8 protein-coding genes are annotated in these 19,202 nt (G+C 40.3%); 1 reads left to right on the plus strand and 7 read right to left on the minus strand.

From position 1 onward, the window contains the following. Positions 1-2 precede the first annotated feature (2 nt). The 7 genes from LPB248_RS08800 to LPB248_RS08830 form a co-directional block, all read right to left on the minus strand. Entirely contained in the window at positions 3-920 is a 918-nt protein-coding gene (locus LPB248_RS08800) for a type IX secretion system membrane protein PorP/SprF (protein WP_177211100.1), read from the minus strand. 47 nt (positions 921-967) lie between these two features. Then, on the minus strand, positions 968-9,799 hold the full coding sequence (locus LPB248_RS08805; protein ID WP_177211101.1) for a lectin-like domain-containing protein: 8,832 nt from the start codon (positions 9,797-9,799) through the stop codon (positions 968-970). Between the two features lie 448 nt (positions 9,800-10,247). Next, positions 10,248-12,791 (minus strand): sodium-translocating pyrophosphatase, encoded by a 2,544-nt coding sequence (locus tag LPB248_RS08810; RefSeq protein WP_177211102.1) that lies wholly within the window; start codon positions 12,789-12,791, stop codon positions 10,248-10,250. Positions 12,792-12,904: 113 nt separating this feature from the next. Beyond that, positions 12,905-13,435, minus strand: coding sequence for an inorganic diphosphatase (locus tag LPB248_RS08815; RefSeq protein WP_111379450.1), 531 nt, complete (start codon positions 13,433-13,435; stop codon positions 12,905-12,907). Positions 13,436-13,546: 111 nt separating this feature from the next. After that, positions 13,547-14,146, minus strand: coding sequence for a DNA-3-methyladenine glycosylase family protein (locus tag LPB248_RS08820; RefSeq protein ID WP_177211103.1), 600 nt, complete (start codon positions 14,144-14,146; stop codon positions 13,547-13,549). 223 nt (positions 14,147-14,369) lie between these two features. After that, complete coding sequence (locus LPB248_RS08825) at positions 14,370-16,871, minus strand: DUF5686 and carboxypeptidase-like regulatory domain-containing protein (protein WP_177211104.1); 2,502 nt, start codon at positions 16,869-16,871, stop codon at positions 14,370-14,372. Positions 16,872-16,940: 69 nt separating this feature from the next. After that, a complete protein-coding gene (locus LPB248_RS08830) occupies positions 16,941-17,918 on the minus strand; it encodes a pyruvate dehydrogenase complex E1 component subunit beta (protein WP_008466560.1) in 978 nt (325 codons plus the stop codon). 501 nt (positions 17,919-18,419) lie between these two features. Here LPB248_RS08830 and LPB248_RS08835 point away from each other — a divergent pair. Continuing rightward, positions 18,420-19,166, plus strand: a complete 747-nt coding sequence (locus tag LPB248_RS08835) for an electron transfer flavoprotein subunit beta/FixA family protein (protein WP_177211105.1) — start codon at positions 18,420-18,422, stop codon at positions 19,164-19,166. The last annotated feature ends 36 nt before the right edge of the window (positions 19,167-19,202 follow it).

Consider the following 19,202-nt stretch of genomic DNA (forward strand, 5'->3'; position numbering starts at 1 on the left):
TTTTAGAAGAAGCGTGGAGTTATTATTTTACTATTTTTTCTAAAGAATTCGTATCGCAGAAATATCTCATGTGATCCTGAATTGTATTTGTTCAAACTGGTAGTTTCATGATCGTAGCCATAACCTATGTAGAGTCCATCTGAGACCTGAAATCCTGCCATGGCACTCATTGCCGCGCTCCATCTGTAGGCTCCTCCTATTACAAACTTGTCCATAAACATGAAGTTGGCTGAAACATCAACCTGCAAAGGGGCTCCTTCTACCATTTTGGTCAAAATAGCCGGTTTGAATTTGATATACTGATAATGATCTAAATCAAATACGTAACCTGCAATTAAGTAATAGTTCATTTTACTTTTGTAGATTGCATAGTCATTGTCATTATACCTGTTGGTTTCGATAAAATTAGGAACCGATAGTCCCACATATGCCTTATCGGAATGCCAATAAACTCCTGCTCCTACATTAGGCGAGAATTTATTTTGCAAATCCTGAAACTTTGGATCTCCTTGAATTTCTGGATTTAGTTTATTTATGTCTAGATTAAATAAATTAGCTGTTCCCTTAACCCCAAAAGACAGTTTAGATTCTGCCGATACCTGGATAGTATAAGAAAGATCTGCTGAAAGATCAGTTTGATTGGTTGGACCTATTTTATCATTTATCACTGAGACTCCAACTCCCAAATTGCTGTTGTTGATGGGGCTGTTAACCGAAAAGGTGCTTGTTTTTGGAGCTCCGTCGAGACCAATCCATTGAGTTCGATACAATCCAAAGACGCTTAAGACTCCTCTTGATCCAGCATAAGCCGGATTGATATTGATTGTGTTGTACATGTACTGCGTAAACTGCGAATCTTGTTGGGAAAAGCTTGCAATAGCCGTCAACATTAAAATCAAGGTAAATAACTTTGTTTTCATCTGTATAAGTTTATAAACAGGGGGAATTTGTCCCCCTGTGTTAGAGATTATTTTTTAATATATAAGTAACCAGATTTATCAAGCATTTTATGTCTTACTTCATCAAAGTATTTCAGAATGTAGAAATAGGTTCCATCCGGCAGACTTTCTCCGCGAGAAATTGTAGCTCTTCCGTCTGAATAGCCTTTGAATGTATTTCCATTTGATCCATAACCTGAAGTTTCAAATACTTTTACTCCCCAACGATTATAAATCTCAACAGTATTGTTTGGATAACACTCTAATCCCTGAATACGGAATTCGTCATTGATGCCGTCTCCATTTGGAGAAACTGCATTGAACACTTCAACCACGCAGGTCACAACATCAATAACAGTAGGCTTGTCGTCTACGAAATTCGTATTATCAGAAAGAGCATTTACTTTTTCTCCCGACGGAGTTGTTCCCTCCGCCAATGCCTGATTGGTCACTGATCCTGCATCAATGTCTGCTTTTGTAATTGCATACACACCGACGAAATTCGTTGAATTAATTTCTCCAGGCGCCAGAGTGATTGGACTGCCTGATAATACTAATCCCGGCAGATTATCAGTTATGGTTACATTAGTAAGCGTTTCATTACCTGTGTTTTTAACTTCAAAACTGTATCTAATCGTTTCCCCCACTTCTGCATAGCCATTATTGTTCTCATCAACAAATACTGCTTTTTTGATTACAGCAATGCTCGATACTGCATGCGTCGGAATATCCGTAGAACAGCCGCCTATACAGCTTGGATCCGGGCTGCCTGGATTATTAGGGTCTTCCGGTGCAGATGGCACATCAGTTCCACCGTCTCCTTTAACCGTCGCTAGATTCGAAATCTTATCCACATTAGTAAGGTCAGCCGCTACTTTAACTATAAAACTGTAGCTTCTGCTGGCTCCAACTCCAAGATTAACATCTGTAAAACTTACTTTACCCTCGCTTAATGTTCCCCCGCTCACATAAACTGTGTTCGCCGGCACCGCATCGCTCACCGTCAGGTTTTTAATCGTTGCGCTTCCCGTATTCTTAACCGTAATGGTGTATGTTAATTCTTCATTAGCCTGTGCTTTTTTGTCTCCGCTCGCATCGGCAACGGTTTTGACAACCGTGAACTTAGGAGCATCATCCGTTGGAATGTCCGTTGGACAGCCTGCAGGGCTGGTGCAGCTTGGGTCTGGGTTTCCTGGGTTGTTTGGATCCTCAGGCGTCGATGGAACATCGCTTCCTCCGTCTCCTTTAACCGTCGCAAGATTCGAAACCGCATCCACTCCCGTCAGGTCTGAAGCTGTTTTCACTACAAAACTGTAGCTTCTGCTGGCTCCAACTCCAAGATTAACATCTGTAAAACTTACTTTACCGCCGCTTAATGTTCCGCCGCTCACATAAATTGTGTTCGCCGGCACCGCATCGCTCACCGTCAGGGTTTTGATCGTTGCGCTTCCTGTGTTTTTAACCGTAATGGTGTATGTCAATTCTTCTCCTGCCTCCGCTTTGCCATTCTTATTGGCATCGGCAACCGTCTTGACAACCGTGAACTTAGGAGCATCATCCGTTGGGATGTCCGTTGGACAGCCTGCAGGGCTGGTGCAGCTTGGGTCTGGGTTTCCTGGGTTGTTTGGATCCTCAGGCGTCGATGGAACATCGCTTCCTCCGTCTCCTTTAACCGTCGCAAGATTCGAAACCGCATCCACTCCCGTCAGGTCTGAAGCTGTTTTCACTACAAAACTGTAGCTTCTGCTGGCTCCAACTCCAAGATTAACATCTGTAAAACTTACTTTACCCTCGCTTAATGTTCCCCCGCTCACATAAATTGTGTTCGCCGGCACCGCATCGCTCACCGTCAGGGTTTTGATCGTTGCGCTTCCTGTGTTTTTAACCGTAATGGTGTATGTCAATTCTTCTCCTGCCTCCGCTTTGCCATTCTTATTGGCATCGGCAACCGTCTTGACAACCGTGAACTTAGGAGCATCATCCGTTGGGATGTCCGTTGGACAGCCTGCAGGGCTGGTGCAGCTTGGGTCTGGGTTTCCTGGGTTGTTTGGATCCTCAGGCGCCGATGGAACATCGCTTCCTCCGTCTCCGCTTACTGTGGCAAGATTCGAAACCGCATCCACTCCCGTCAGGTCTGAAGCTGTTTTCACTACAAAACTGTAGCTTCTGCTGGCTCCAACTCCAAGATTAACATCTGTAAAACTTACTTTACCGCCGCTTAATGTTCCGCCGCTCACATAAATTGTGTTCGCCGGCACCGCATCACTCACCGTCAGGGTTTTGATCGTTGCGCTTCCTGTGTTTTTAACCGTAATGGTGTATGTCAATTCTTCTCCTGCCTCCGCTTTGCCATTCTTATTGGCATCGGCAACCGTCTTGACAACCGTGAACTTAGGAGCATCATCCGTTGGGATGTCCGTTGGACAGCCTGCAGGGCTGGTGCAGCTTGGGTCTGGGTTTCCTGGGTTGTTTGGATCCTCAGGCGCCGATGGAACATCGCTTCCTCCGTCTCCGCTTACTGTGGCAAGATTCGAAACCGCATCCACTCCCGTCAGGTCTGAAGCTGTTTTCACTACAAAACTGTAGCTTCTGCTGGCTCCAACTCCAAGATTAACATCTGTAAAACTTACTTTACCGCCGCTTAATGTTCCGCCGCTCACATAAACTGTGTTCGCCGGCACCGCATCGCTCACCGTCAGGTTTTTAATCGTTGCGCTTCCCGTATTCTTAACCGTAATGGTGTACGTCAATTCTTCCCCTGCCTCTGCTTTGCCATTATTATTGGCATCGGCAACGGTTTTGACAACCGTGAACTTAGGAGCATCATCCGTTGGGATGTCCGTTGGACAGCCTGCAGGGCTGGTGCAGCTTGGATCTGGGTTTCCTGGGTTGTTTGGATCCTCAGGCGCCGATGGAACATCGCTTCCTCCGTCTCCGCTTACTGTGGCAAGATTCGAAACCGCATCCACTCCCGTCAGGTCTGAAGCTGTTTTCACTACAAAACTGTAGCTTCTGCTGGCTCCAACTCCAAGATTAACATCTGTAAAACTTACTTTACCGCCGCTTAATGTTCCGCCGCTCACATAAACTGTGTTCGCCGGCACCGCATCGCTCACCGTCAGGTTTTTAATCGTTGCGCTTCCCGTATTCTTAACCGTAATGGTGTACGTCAATTCTTCTCCTGCCTCTGCTTTGCCATTATTATTGGCATCGGCAACGGTTTTGACAACCGTGAACTTAGGAGCATCATCCGTTGGGATGTCCGTTGGACAGCCTGCAGGGCTGGTGCAGCTTGGATCTGGGTTTCCTGGGTTCTTAGGATCCTCAGGCGCAGATGGAACATCTTTTCCGTCTCCGCTTACCGTCGCCAAGTTCGATACAACACTTACTCCCGTAAGATCGGCTGCAGCTTTTACTTTGAATGTAAAACTTGTGCTGCCTCCCACTCCAAGGTTTGCCGCTGTGAAGCTTACTGTTGAACCTGTCAATGTTCCGCCGCTCACATAAACTGTGTTCGCCGGCACCGCATCGCTCACCGTCAGGGTTTTGATCGTTGCGCTTCCCGTATTCTTAACCGTAATGGTGTATGTCAATTCTTCTCCTGCCTCCGCTTTGCCATTCTTATTGGCATCGGCAACCGTCTTGACAACCGTGAACTTAGGAGCATCATCCGTTGGGATGTCCGTTGGACAGCCTGCAGGGCTGGTGCAGCTTGGGTCTGGGTTTCCTGGATTCTTAGGATCCTCAGGCGTCGATGGAACATCGCTTCCTCCGTCTCCTTTAACCGTCGCCAAGTTTGATACAACACTTACTCCCGTAAGATCGGCTGCAGCTTTTACTTTGAATGTAAAACTTCTGCTGCCTCCCACTCCAAGGTTTGCCGCTGTGAAGCTTACTGTTGAACCTGTCAATGTTCCGCCGCTCACATAAACTGTGTTCGCCGGCACCGCATCGCTCACCGTCAGGGTTTTGATCGACGTGCTTCCCGTATTCTTAACCGTAATGGTGTATGTCAATTCTTCCCCTGCCTCCGCTTTGCCATTCTTATTGGCATCGGCAACCGTCTTGACAACCGTGAACTTAGGCGCTCCATCCGTTGGGATGTCCGTTGGACAGCCTGCAGGGCTGGTGCAGCTTGGGTCCGGGTTTCCTGGGTTGTTTGGATCCTCAGGCGCAGATGGGACATCTTTTCCGTCTCCGCTTACTGTGGCAAGATTCGAAACCGCATCCACTCCCGTTAGGTCTGAAGCTGTTTTCACTACAAAACTGTAGCTTCTGCTGGCTCCAACTCCAAGATTAACATCTGCAAAACTTACTTTACCGCCGCTTAATGTTCCGCCGCTCACATAAACTGTGTTCGCCGGCACCGCATCGCTCACCGTCAGGGTTTTGATCGTTGCGCTTCCCGTATTTTTAACCGTAATGGTGTATGTCAATTCTTCCCCTGCCTCCGCTTTGCCATTCTTATTGGCATCGGCAACGGTTTTGACAACCGTGAACTTAGGCGCTCCATCCGTTGGGATGTCCGTTGGACAGCCTGCAGGGCTGGTGCAGCTTGGGTCTGGGTTTCCTGGGTTCTTAGGATCCTCAGGCGCAGATGGGACATCTTTTCCGTCTCCGCTTACCGTCGCCAAGTTCGATACAACACTTACTCCCGTAAGATCGGCTGCCGCTTTTACTTTGAATGTAAAACTTGTGCTGCCTCCCACTCCAAGGTTTGCCGCTGTGAAGCTTACTGTTGAACCTGTCAATGTTCCGCCGCTCACATAAACTGTGTTCGCCGGCACCGCATCGCTCACCGTCAGGGTTTTGATCGTTGCGCTTCCCGTATTCTTAACCGTAATGGTGTATGTCAATTCTTCATTAGCCTGTGCTTTTTTGTCTCCGCTCGCATCGGCAACGGTTTTGACAACCGTGAACTTAGGAGCATCATCCGTTGGGATGTCCGTTGGACAGCCTGCAGGGCTGGTGCAGCTTGGGTCTGGGTTTCCTGGGTTCTTAGGATCCTCAGGCGCAGATGGAACATCTTTTCCGTCTCCGCTTACCGTCGCAAGGTTTGAAACCGCATCCACTCCCGTCAGGTCTGAAGCTGTTTTCACTACAAAACTGTAGCTTCTGCTGGCTCCAACTCCAAGATTAACATCTGTAAAACTTACTTTACCGCCGCTTAATGTTCCGCCGCTCACATAAACTGTGTTCGCCGGCACCGCATCGCTCACCGTTAGGGTTTTAATCGTTGCGCTTCCCGTATTCTTAACCGTAATGGTGTATGTCAATTCTTCCCCTGCCTCCGCTTTGCCATTCTTATTGGCATCGGCAACGGTTTTGACAACCGTGAACTTAGGCGCTCCATCCGTTGGGATGTCCGTTGGACAGCCTGCAGGGCTGGTGCAGCTTGGGTCTGGGTTTCCTGGATTCTTAGGATCCTCAGGCGCAGATGGGACATCTTTTCCGTCTCCGCTTACCGTCGCCAAGTTCGATACAACACTTACTCCCGTAAGATCGGCTGCCGCTTTTACTTTGAATGTAAAACTTGTGCTGCCTCCCACTCCAAGGTTTGCCGCTGTGAAGCTTACTGTTGAACCTGTCAATGTTCCGCCGCTCACATAAACTGTGTTCGCCGGCACCGCATCGCTCACCGTCAGGGTTTTGATCGTTGCGCTTCCCGTATTCTTAACCGTAATGGTGTATGTCAATTCTTCCCCTGCCTCCGCTTTGCCATTCTTATTGGCATCGGCAACGGTTTTGACAACCGTGAACTTAGGAGCATCATCCGTTGGGATGTCCGTTGGACAGCCTGCAGGGCTGGTGCAGCTTGGGTCCGGGTTTCCTGGGTTCTTAGGATCCTCAGGCGCAGATGGGACATCTTTTCCGTCTCCGCTTACCGTCGCCAAGTTCGATACAATACTTACTCCCGTAAGATCGGCTGCAGCTTTTACTTTGAATGTAAAACTTGTGCTGCCTCCCACTCCAAGGTTTGCCGCTGTGAAGCTTACTGTTGAACCTGTCAATGTTCCGCCGCTCACATAAACTGTGTTCGCCGGCACCGCATCGCTCACCGTCAGGGTTTTGATCGTTGCGCTTCCCGTATTCTTAACCGTAATGGTGTATGTCAATTCTTCCCCTGCCTCCGCTTTGCCATTCTTATTGGCATCGGCAACGGTTTTGACAACCGTGAACTTAGGAGCATCATCCGTTGGGATGTCCGTTGGACAGCCTGCAGGGCTGGTGCAGCTTGGGTCCGGGTTTCCTGGGTTCTTAGGATCCTCAGGCGCAGATGGGACATCTTTTCCGTCTCCGCTTACCGTCGCCAAGTTCGATACAATACTTACTCCCGTAAGATCGGCTGCAGCTTTTACTTTGAATGTAAAACTTGTGCTGCCTCCCACTCCAAGGTTTGCCGCTGTGAAGCTTACTGTTGAACCTGTCAATGTTCCGCCGCTCACATAAACTGTGTTCGCCGGCACCGCATCGCTCACCGTCAGGGTTTTGATTGTTGCGCTTCCCGTATTCTTAACCGTAATGGTGTATGTCAATTCTTCATTAGCCTGTGCTTTTTTGTCTCCGCTTGCATCGGCAACGGTTTTGACAACCGTAAACTTAGGAGCATCATCCGTTGGGATGTCCGTTGGACAGCCTGCAGGGCTGGTGCAGCTTGGGTCTGGGTTTCCTGGGTTCTTAGGATCCTCAGGCGCCGATGGAACATCGCTTCCTCCGTCTCCGCTTACTGTGGCAAGATTCGAAACCGCATCCACTCCCGTCAGGTCTGAAGCTGCTTTCACTACAAAACTGTAGCTTCTGCTGGCTCCAACTCCAAGATTAACATCTGTAAAACTTACTTTACCGCCGCTTAATGTTCCGCCGCTCACATAAACTGTGTTCGCCGGCACCGCATCGCTCACCGTTAGGGTTTTAATCGTTGCGCTTCCCGTATTCTTAACCGTAATGGTGTATGTCAATTCTTCATTAGCCTGTGCTTTTTTGTCTCCGCTTGCATCGGCAACGGTTTTGACAACCGTGAACTTTGTACAACCCGTAACCGTAACCGGTAATTTAGCTGTTGTTGTACATCCACCTCCGGCACTTGAAGCAGTATATATAATATCGGCATTTCCTGCTGTTAATGCAGTTGCCAATCCTGTTATAGAATCTATAGATAAAACTGTTGGATTGCTACTGCTCCATTTTCCTCCTGCTGGTGTTGCAGCCATAGTTGCAGTATCTCCTATGCAAGTGGGGACTGTTCCTGTTGTAGTAATAGTTGGTAATGTATCTAAGGTAACAACAGCTGTTCCTGGCGAATAACAATTATCTGCTGGATCATAGTAAAAAGCATAATATGTACCAGCAACTGCCTGATTTGGCGTCGCATAAGCCTCACCTCTATGATATTGATCTGTATACCAAACCAATGCCGTACCCGACGGAGTCATACTCGTTATTAACGAATTTAAATCAAAAGTAGTGTCCAGACAGATAGTTTGTGCTGCTTTTGTACTTACAACTGGAGCTGTTGTACCTGCTTTACAAGTAGTAACTTCTTTAATACAAACTGCATGTTCATTATTTGAACCTCCTGTACTTGATGTATATCCGTAATTAATTAATGGATTCCCTGCAAAATCAAGAGCCACTAAATCTCTAGTTAATGAATTTATTAGTTTTCCGTCATAATAAACCTCTAAAAAATGTGAAGCTGCTGTCCAACGAATTCTAACATCGTGCCATTTCCCATCTTTAATATTTCCTAAATAGGCCTCATCACCTACTCTTCCTTTTTTAGTAAAATCCCCACTGGTTTGAAAAGTGCTATGATCTTCTTTTGTATCATCTGTAAGTTCTCCCGTAGCATTATCAGGAACCCTTGCATTATAAAAAGTGTCAAACTCAACAATAAAGGAATGTCCCTTACCATTAGAACCAATTCCACCATAACCTAAACCTCCACCAACAAGACCTGTTGAGGCTGCATCAAGGCTTTTCATTATAAAAGCAAAACCATCTGCTCCACCTGGATCAGCACCAAAAAAGGCATTAAAATTAATATTGAAATCATTTTCTAAACTTAATTCACTTAAACTCCAAGCCTGACCACTTAGACCACCACTGGCTGCTGTTAGCTGAATATAATCTTTATTTTTGTCATTTGCACTTCCTGTCAATAACAATTGAGAATTTCCAACACAACCCATAGATAATACAGGAACTGAAACCGGGTTTGAAGCAATCTCTTTGCCATCTAAAGGATCCGTAAAATAAGCTGTATTGTTAATCTTTGTTTGAGTAAGAGGTAAAGTATTAGGCACTAGAATACTATATTCTAATGTTAGAGTATTATTTGCCAATACTGTTAAATTAGTCCAGTTAATATTTCTATTAGCTGATGTATAAATCCCCCCATTACTTATACCAAAAGGTTTATCTAAAACAGAAGTAATATAATCTCTCACATTGACTTGTCTATCAGTATTTCCGGGATTAGTAATTGTAATATGATAGGTTAATAAATCTCCTATTCTCACCCCATCAGGATAACCAATAAGTTCTTTGCTAATTGTAAGAGGTGGTAAAGAGGGGGGGACAACAAATGATTCATAGATACCAGCCTTAAAAGGTGGTAGACCACTAAAATTTCCATCTATTGCCCAGTCGCTTCCTCCTAAAGAACTTGCAATAGTTAAACTTTGCATTACTTGAAAATCAAATGGGTTTATTACCCTACATTCTCCAGAATTAATGCTAGCTTCGTAAGAGCGACTAGAATCTGTTATGGTAACATTCAGAGTTTCTGCAAAAGCAGTTCCTCCTATGAGCATAACAAACACAATGAGCTTTAAAGCAAAAATAATTTTAAGTTTCATGATTATTATTTTTAATTAATTAAGCTTTCAAAATGTTCTTACTAAAATTCATTACATTTCAAAAGCCAAACCTCCTACACTACTAGTTTACAAATACTTACATTTAAAAAAAAGAAGTGATCAGATTAACGTTGCAAAGGTCATTCTATCATTTAGCCAATTTTACCACTAGAAGTTTTTAAAATTGCATTTTAAGACATTTCGTATTTTAATGTAAGAAATATCTCTTTTTTTAAGTTTTTTTATTACTTTTTTAATGTTTTTGATTTAAATCTAAAAAGGCACACTCCAATCAAATTCAAAAAAAAAGCTGATACAGAAATACTGTATCAGCTTTTTTGGGCTATTATTTTAATTGACTCAACCTATTTCAAAAAAAAACTGCCCGAAAAATATCGGGCAGTTTTTTCCAACTTTTATACGAATTCCTGCTTCGCAAATTTTACATTTATTTCGCAGCTTCAACTTTAGCCAAAACTTCTTCTTCAGTTCCTTCAAAAACTTCGGTTGTTGTTTTGCCATTTTCTGTTTTAGTAACAGTTCCTGTCGTTTTTCCATTAATATTTTTAACCTCAACACGAACCGATTGTTTCTCATATTTACTGGTATCAAAACAATCTGTTTTTTGATATTTTCCAGTTGCGTCAAAATGAGCCAGACATTTAGCTGTTTCTTCCTCAGAACAACCTTTTTCTTTACACATTTTAATACATTCTTCTTTTGTCATTCCAGACATATCACCACATTTAGACATTCCTGCATGCATTTCTGTTTTAGCACAGCAAGAAGCTTTTCCTGCAATGTTTGATGACTCGTGACCTTCTCCTAAAATTGGCGCGATTACCAAACCAATCAAGCAAGTTAATTTGATTAAAATATTCATTGATGGTCCAGAAGTATCTTTAAACGGATCTCCAACTGTATCTCCAGTTACAGCTGCTTTGTGCGCATCTGAACCTTTATAAGTCATTTCTCCATTGATCATAACTCCTGCTTCAAAAGATTTCTTAGCATTATCCCAAGCACCTCCAGCATTGTTTTGAAAAACAGCCCAAAGTACTCCAGAAACAGTAACTCCCGCCATATACCCTCCTAACATTTCAGCAATTAACTGATTGTTGTCTGAGTAAACTAATTTTCCTAAAAGAACAATTAAAATTGGAAAACCAATCGTTAAAATCCCTGGAAGCATCATTTCTCTTAAAGCAGCTTTTGTAGAGATCTCAACACATTTTCCGTATTCTGGTTTTCCTGTTCCTTCCATAATTCCAGGAATTTCTTTGAACTGGCGGCGAACTTCGTATACCATATCCATTGCCGCTTTTCCGACAGAATTCATTGCTAAAGCAGAGAAAACAACAGGAATCATTCCACCAACAAATAACATCGCTAGAACTGGTGCTTTAAAAATATTAATTCCGTCTATTCCTGTAAAAGTTACATATGCTGCAAACAAAGCCAATGAAGTTAAGGCTGCAGATGCAATTGCAAATCCTTTTCCAGTTGCTGCAGTTGTGTTTCCAACTGAATCTAAAATATCAGTTCTAGTACGAACTTCTTTTGGCAATTCGCTCATTTCGGCGATTCCACCAGCGTTATCAGAAATTGGTCCGAAAGCATCGATTGCCAATTGCATTGCTGTTGTAGCCATCATTGCAGAAGCTGCTAAAGCTACTCCATAAAATCCTGCTAAAGCATACGAAATCCAAATTGCTACCGCGAACAATAATACTGTTGGGAAAGTAGAAATCATTCCGGTTGCCAAACCTGCAATTACGTTTGTACCCGCTCCTGTAGATGATTTTTGAACGATTGCCATAACTGGTTTTGTTCCTAGTCCTGTATAATATTCTGTTACTGATGAAATAGCACCACCCACAACTAATCCGACCAATGTAGCGTAGAAAACACGCATTGAAGAAATAGCTTTAGAACCTTCTCCAAAGAAAGTCATTTGCATTGTTTCAGGAAGCATGTGCTGCACCAAAAAGAAACAAGCCACAGCTGTTAAAACAATAGAAACCCAGTTCCCTATATTTAATGCTTTCTGTACTTGTGCTTCTTTAGCATTGTCATCTGAAATTTTTACTAAAGTTGTTCCTATGATCGAGAATAAAATTCCAAAACCGGCAATTGCCATTGGAAGCAAAATTGGACCGATTCCGCCAAAAGCGTCATTAATACTTCCGCCCATATCTTTTATTACATAGTTTCCAAGAACCATTGCAGCTAGCACAGTTGCGACATAAGATCCAAATAAATCGGCCCCCATACCTGCAACGTCACCTACGTTATCTCCTACGTTATCTGCAATTGTAGCAGGATTACGAGGATCATCTTCTGGAATTCCAGCTTCAACTTTCCCAACTAAATCTGCTCCAACATCGGCTGCTTTTGTATAGATTCCGCCACCCACTCTGGCAAATAAAGCGATTGATTCTGCACCTAATGAAAATCCTGCTAAAGTTTCCAAGACAACCGTCATTGTATCGGTATCTTTCCAAACTCCTCCAGAAAACAAATGAAAGAAAATTATAAAAAATGATGTTAAACCTAAAACGGCTAATCCGGCAACGCCTAATCCCATTACGGTTCCGCCGCCAAAAGAAACTTTTAGAGCCTGTGGTAAACTAGTACGTGCTGCTTGAGTGGTTCTAACGTTTGTTTTAGTCGCTATTTTCATTCCCATATTTCCCGCCAAAGCAGAAAAAAAGGCACCAAAAATAAAGGCAATTACGATTAATAAATGTGTTTTTACTCCAGGAATAAAAGTAATTCCCGCCAAAGCTAAACTGGCAATAATTACAAAGATGGTTAATAGTTTATATTCGGCTTTTAGAAAGGCTAAGGCTCCTTCGTAGATATAATCTGAAATCTCTTTCATCTTACCGTCTCCAGCGTCTTGTTTTAAAACCCAAGTCCTTTTTATTCCCATGAAAAGTAATCCTAAAACTGCCATTATAATGGGCAGGTAAATCATAAATGCATTCATAATATATTAATGGTTTTGGTTAATAGTCAACAATCTAACTAAAACGAATTTAAACAAAAAAGCAATACTCCTAACGGCAGTATTGCTTTTTTTATATTAGAATACGGTTAAAATTATTTAATGCTAAATAATCCAGCCGGTTTATTTTCAATGTCATCAAAACGTTTTGTACACTCAGCGATAATGTCGTAAGCTTCTTTTACGTCTCCCCATCCTTCTACATCAACTTTTTTGTTCTCAAGGTCTTTGTAAACTTGGAAAAAGTGCTCGATTTCTTTTAATAAGTGAGCGTTAATATCAGAAAGATCGTTTAATGAATTCCAGATTGGATCTGAAACTGGTACACAAATAATTTTCTCGTCTGGTCCTTTATCATCTGCCATGTGGAATACACCAATTGGCTTCACTTCCATAACACATCCAGGGAAAGTTGGTTCGTTTACCAAAACTAATACGTCAAGAGGATCACCATCTAAAGCTAAAGTTTCTGGAATAAATCCGTAATCAGCTGGGTACATCATTGAAGAGAATAACATTCTGTCGAAACGCATTCTTTTAATTTCAAAATCGTACTCGTATTTATTTCTGCTTCCTCGTGGTATTTCGATTAACACATCGAAAGTCGTTAATTTGTCTGCGGTCATTTTCGTTTTTTATTGTTTCTATAATTTCGGTTGCAAAAATAACTAAAGAATCTAGTTTTACAATAAAAAACAAGGTTAAATTATGCGCATTAAAGTTTAAAAAACAAGCATTTAATAGGTAATGCTTCGATTCCTCTTTTTTAGGTAATAATGCCAAAGCAAATAGGTCGCATAAGATCGATACGGACTCCATTGTTCTGCATGAATTTCCATTTCTTGTTTGTCATGAATATTCAGCAATTCTTTGATCGTATTTATTACAGCTATATCGCCAAGCGGAATTAAATCGGGTTCTTCCAAACAAAACATCAGATAAATATCAATTGTCCAATTGCCGATTCCTTTTAATTTAATAAGTTCTTCGCGAACTTGTTTTGCCGACTTTGAAGCTAAACTTTCAATATCTAATTCTTTGTTTAAAACCGCTTCTGCCAAAATCTTTATATACTTTGTTTTCTGGCGGCTCACTCCTAAATTTCGATATTCTTCATCAGAAAGAATAGCCATATTTTCAGGATTGCAAGTTGTAAAAGATTTGATTTTTAAAAAAGTAGCTTTTGCCGAATCTATGGAAACCTGCTGCTCGAGAATTAATAAAACCAAAGTTTCAAATCCAGGCGGACGTCTCGGAATTGGAGGTAATCCGTATTTTTCGATAATTTCTAAAAATACAGGATTTTTATTGGTTAAAAAATCGATGGCTTCTTGCATAAGTTATTAAAGTCTTTATCAAAATTAAACAAAAAACACTATATCCTAATTTTTAGTTCTCGCAGATCTCGCAGATTTAGCAGATAAATTAAACGATTTAAAGAATATCAAATCTGCCTTATCTGCAAAATCTGCGTGAGATAAAATATTTAAACAAAAAAAATCGCAAAGATTTAAAACCTTTGCGACTCTGTAACTTTGAACCTTTGCCTCTAAAATACAATTAAAAATAAAACCCGAAAGATCCTTTAATTGCAAATTTGTGTGCGTCTGGCATATCTAGATAATTTCCTCTCCAAGAAAAATCAAGACGGAAAACTTTAAAAATATTTCCAATTCCCGCATTATATTCCCAATATACTTTTTCAGGAGCATTATATGGTAATCCCGAAGCATTGATGGCGCGATTGGCATCAGAAATAGTTCCGTGAACAGCTCTAATTCCGATAAACTCTCTCCAATTCAGTTTTCTCATGAATGGAATTCTCGCAAACAATCTTCCGCCAAAATCATGATTCCACTGCAAAGTTGTATATTGATCTGTAACGAATTCATAGAAATTCAAGTTACTAAATGTATTTTCAATTGTAAAATAAGTCTGGTTACCCGGAATTACGCTCATCAAACCTAACGGAATTGTACCAAACGTTTTTCCTGTTTCAATTGTAATATTTGTTCTTCCTAAAGGCCCGATAATAATTGGCTGTCTATAGAAAACTTGAATTTTTTCATACGCAAAATCACTATCAAAAACTCCTTTTAATCCGTAACTGAAATTCACGAAGAAATGGCTAAAAGGACTATCAACTAAACTCCTTTCTACACCATAACCGATCGTTTTTCTGTTTGGCATAAACTCAAACTGAATATTGGCCTCAGATTGTTTTACCATACTTTCGACAACACCTGCTGGATTTGCTGCAGTTGGTAAAGTTGTATAATAATCTAAACTAAAAGTCTTCGATGCCGATTCTAATGTTCGATATGAAAGTCCTGCCGAGACAATAAAATTCTTTTTAGGCTCCATTTCTACAGAAATGTTACTCAAATTAATATTGGTCAATTTTCCATTACTTCCAGTAGTAAACAAGGCCGAAGAGGCAAAACTTCGTCCTAGAACGTCATTGGTAGTGGTTAAACTGGCACCAATCTGTTCAATATCTCGTCTGTTTCCTCCAGAAATGATAACTCGGTTTTTCTTATCAACCATCCATTTTCCAGAAACTCCGTATTTGAATTTATTATCATCAAATCCGTATGCGGTATAAGCTTGAAGACGCCATGGATCATTTGGTCCAAAATAGGTTCTTCCTCCTACTCTCAATCTCAAACCTTCGACTTCGTTATATCCAAAAGTTGAAAATATAGGTCCGTAATCGAAGTTTTTAAATTCGATGTAACCACTTCCTAAAATAGAGACCAGATTATAAAGTTGCTTAAATCGCTTGACTGTCTGCAGTGTATCAAGCATTTTATAAATTCCCTGCTCGTCTTTATTTAGCTTTTCAAAACGATTTTCTTCCCAGAACTCAGGTGGTCGTTCGTAAACAGCATTATCAATAAAATTGACTTCTTCTTTATAAAACTTCTCTGGTTTCTGAATATTGAATTTATGATTGCGGTATAAAGTGGTTCTTTTACCATAAACTCCTTTTGATTTTTCTTTTTTATTTAAAGCAAAATCAGACATCATGTAATCACGTGTCAAAAGGAAAACGGAATCATTTTCTACTTCAAATTCCTGTTCGATATAAATATCTTTTACCCAGTTAATATTGGCGCTTTTCGTCACACCCATATTAATTTTCTTGATCGCAAAAGTGGTATCATTTACCCAAAAGTCTCCTTTAAAAGTCAACTCGTTTTTACGTCTTGGGTAAAAAACAATATTATAACACCATTTTTTATCGATATAAGCACTGTCTTTTAAAACATAATTGTAAACATCGATTCCTGTTCTTGAAAGCGGACTCGTAAAACTCTTATCAAAGAATTTCAGGTGATTGTCGTAAATATTATAATCTGAATAAAGGTCTTTAACGAAAGACAGAATTTGCTGATTTCCGTTAAAACCAGACATTTTATTTCCGGTAAGATTTTCTTTTACCTTTTTTAACTTATTATCTCCGTAAACATCATAAACCGATTCGTTGATAAAAATCGGCAAATAGGTTTTTCCAGTAACGTCTGAAGTATCAACGTGATTAAAGATAAACTCCATTCCTTTAAAAAGCTTATTCTTCATGAAGGCACTATCAATAGTGTTCATGTCAAATTCCACTTTTTCATACTTCTGCATTTGATATTGATTAAACAGGTATAATCCGTTTTTACGTTTTCTTTCCCAGATTTTTCTCAAAATATCCAATGCCGGATTATTCTTCTTAGAAGTTTTTCCGGTATAAATTACAACTTCGTTAAGCACTTGCTCTTCGAACAAAACAATTTTAAAATTATAATTAACTGCTTTATCTAAAGGAACTTCTTTATCTGAAAATCCAGCTGAAGTAACCAAAAGTGCAGTGTAAGTATTTGGCGATTCTAGATAAAAACGCCCGTCTTCATTGGAAACGATTCCGATATTAGAACCCTTAAAAACTACATTTGCAAAAGGTATTGGCTGATTCGATTTGTCCAAAACAACTCCACTCACTTTAGTTTGTGCAGTAACAACATTCGCAAATGCAAATACAATATATAAGAGAAGTAGAGTTAATTTGTTCATTATAAAGTAAAAAAAAACTTCACCAATCCATTCTGTCTGATGAAGTTTTATGAGTATTATGTATTTGTATTATTTGTACAATACTTTTTTAACTGCTTTTACTACATCACCTGCATTTGGCAACCAGTCTTTAAGCAATACTGGAGAATACGGTGCAGGAGTATCTGCTGTTGTAATACGTTGAATTGGCGCATCAAGGAAGTCGAATGCTTGTTCTTGAACGATATAAGAGATTTCAGAAGAAAGGCTGGCAACTGGCCAAGCTTCTTCAAGAATTACTAAACGGTTTGTTTTTTTAACCGATTTTAAGATCGCATCTTTATCCATTGGACGAACTGTTCTTAAATCGATAATCTCACAAGAGATTCCTTCTTTAGCTAATTCATCAGCAGCGATAAAAGCTTCTTTGATAATTTTTCCAAATGAAACAATCGTTACATCTGTTCCTTCACGTTTAACATCAGCAACACCTAGAGGAATTGTATATTCTCCGTCTGGCACTTCACCTTTGTCTCCGTACATCTGCTCAGATTCCATGAAAATAACTGGATCGTTATCACGGATAGCTGATTTTAAAAGTCCTTTTGCATCATAAGGAGTTGAAGGAACAACAACTTTTAAACCTGGAGTATTAGCAAACCAGTTTTCTAAAGCTTGTGAGTGAGTAGCTCCTAATTGACCAGCAGAAGCTGTTGGTCCGCGGAAAACGATAGGCACATTAAACTGTCCTCCTGTCATTTGACGCATTTTAGCAGCGTTGTTTATAATTTGATCAATACCAACTAAACAGAAGTTGAATGTCATATATTCTACAATAGGGCGGTTTCCGTTCATTGCAGAACCTACTGCAATTCCTGAAAATCCAAGCTCAGCAATTGGAGTATCAATTACTCTTTTTTCACCAAACTCAGCAAGCATTCCTTTAGAAGCTTTGTAAGCTCCATTGTATTCTGCAACCTCTTCTCCCATTAAATATATGGATTCATCGCGACGCATTTCTTCGCTCATCGCTTCACAAATGGCCTCTCTAAATTGTATTGTTCTCATATTTTATATTGTATGTTGAATTTTCTGAAGAGCAAAAATAAATATTTTAAATAACTTAAAAGCATAAATTGAATTTAAAATCGCATGAACTTCTATCTGTTCTCAGGTTTTAACTTTTTAAACTTTATTGTGACATTAACGAAATCGATATAAGAGCGTGTAATTCACACTTAATCTCTCTCAAAATATTTTTTAGACAAACTTTCATGCATTTGTTTAATTCTTGTTTCTTCAAATTCACTCATCATAACGTAAAAAACCAAAAATTAGTATTTCTCAGACAAAAACCAAATTGCTATCCAACTGTCAGTTATTGCAAAATTCCTAACAATCAAGCAAAATGAGTATTGTTTTATTTTTAGATTCCGATGAAATTCAGTTAAAACTACACAATTAGCGAAATCGTAATAGTTTTAAAAAATATTATGCATGCATAGTATAATTATTCCAAATTAAATTCTAAATTTGTAAAAGCATATTATAAATTCAAAATATATACTTATGAAAATACTAGTTTGCATCAGCCATGTGCCTGATACTACTTCAAAAATTAACTTTACCAACGGTGACTCAGAATTTGACACTAATGGAGTACAATATGTAATTAACCCTAACGACGAATTTGGTCTTACACGCGCTATCTGGTTTCAAGAGCAGCAAGGTGCAAATGTAACGGTTGTAAACGTTGGAGGTCCTGATACTGAACCAACTTTGCGTAAAGCATTAGCAATTGGTGCAAACGAAGCAATTCGTGTGAATGCAAATCCAACTGACGGATTCTTTGTTGCTAAGCAATTAGCAGAAGTTATTAAAAACGGAGGTTATGACCTTGTAATTGCAGGAAAAGAATCTTTAGATTATAACGGAGGAATGGTTCCTGGAATGATTGCTGGAATTTTAGGTTCTAACTTCTTAAATTCCTGTACAAGCTTAACTGTTGACGGAAACAACGTAAAAGCAGTTCGTGAAATTGATGGCGGAAAAGAAACTGTAAGCACTACTCTTCCATTAATTATTGGAGCTCAAAAAGGTCTTGTTGAAGAAAAAGATTTACGTATTCCAAACATGAGAGGAATTATGACTGCAAGAACAAAAGCTTTAACTATCCTTGAGCCAGTTGATGCAGCTGTAAATACAAAAGCAGTGAAATTTGAAAAACCAGCTCCAAAATCAGCAGTAAAATTAGTTTCTCCTGATAATTTAGATGAGTTAATCAATTTATTACACAACGAAGCGAAGGTAATCTAGTAATCAGTATTCAGTCTCGGTTTTCAGTCTCAGTTT

The organism is Flavobacterium sp. LPB0248 (genome assembly GCF_013388355.1).
Lineage (GTDB): Bacteria > Bacteroidota > Bacteroidia > Flavobacteriales > Flavobacteriaceae > Flavobacterium.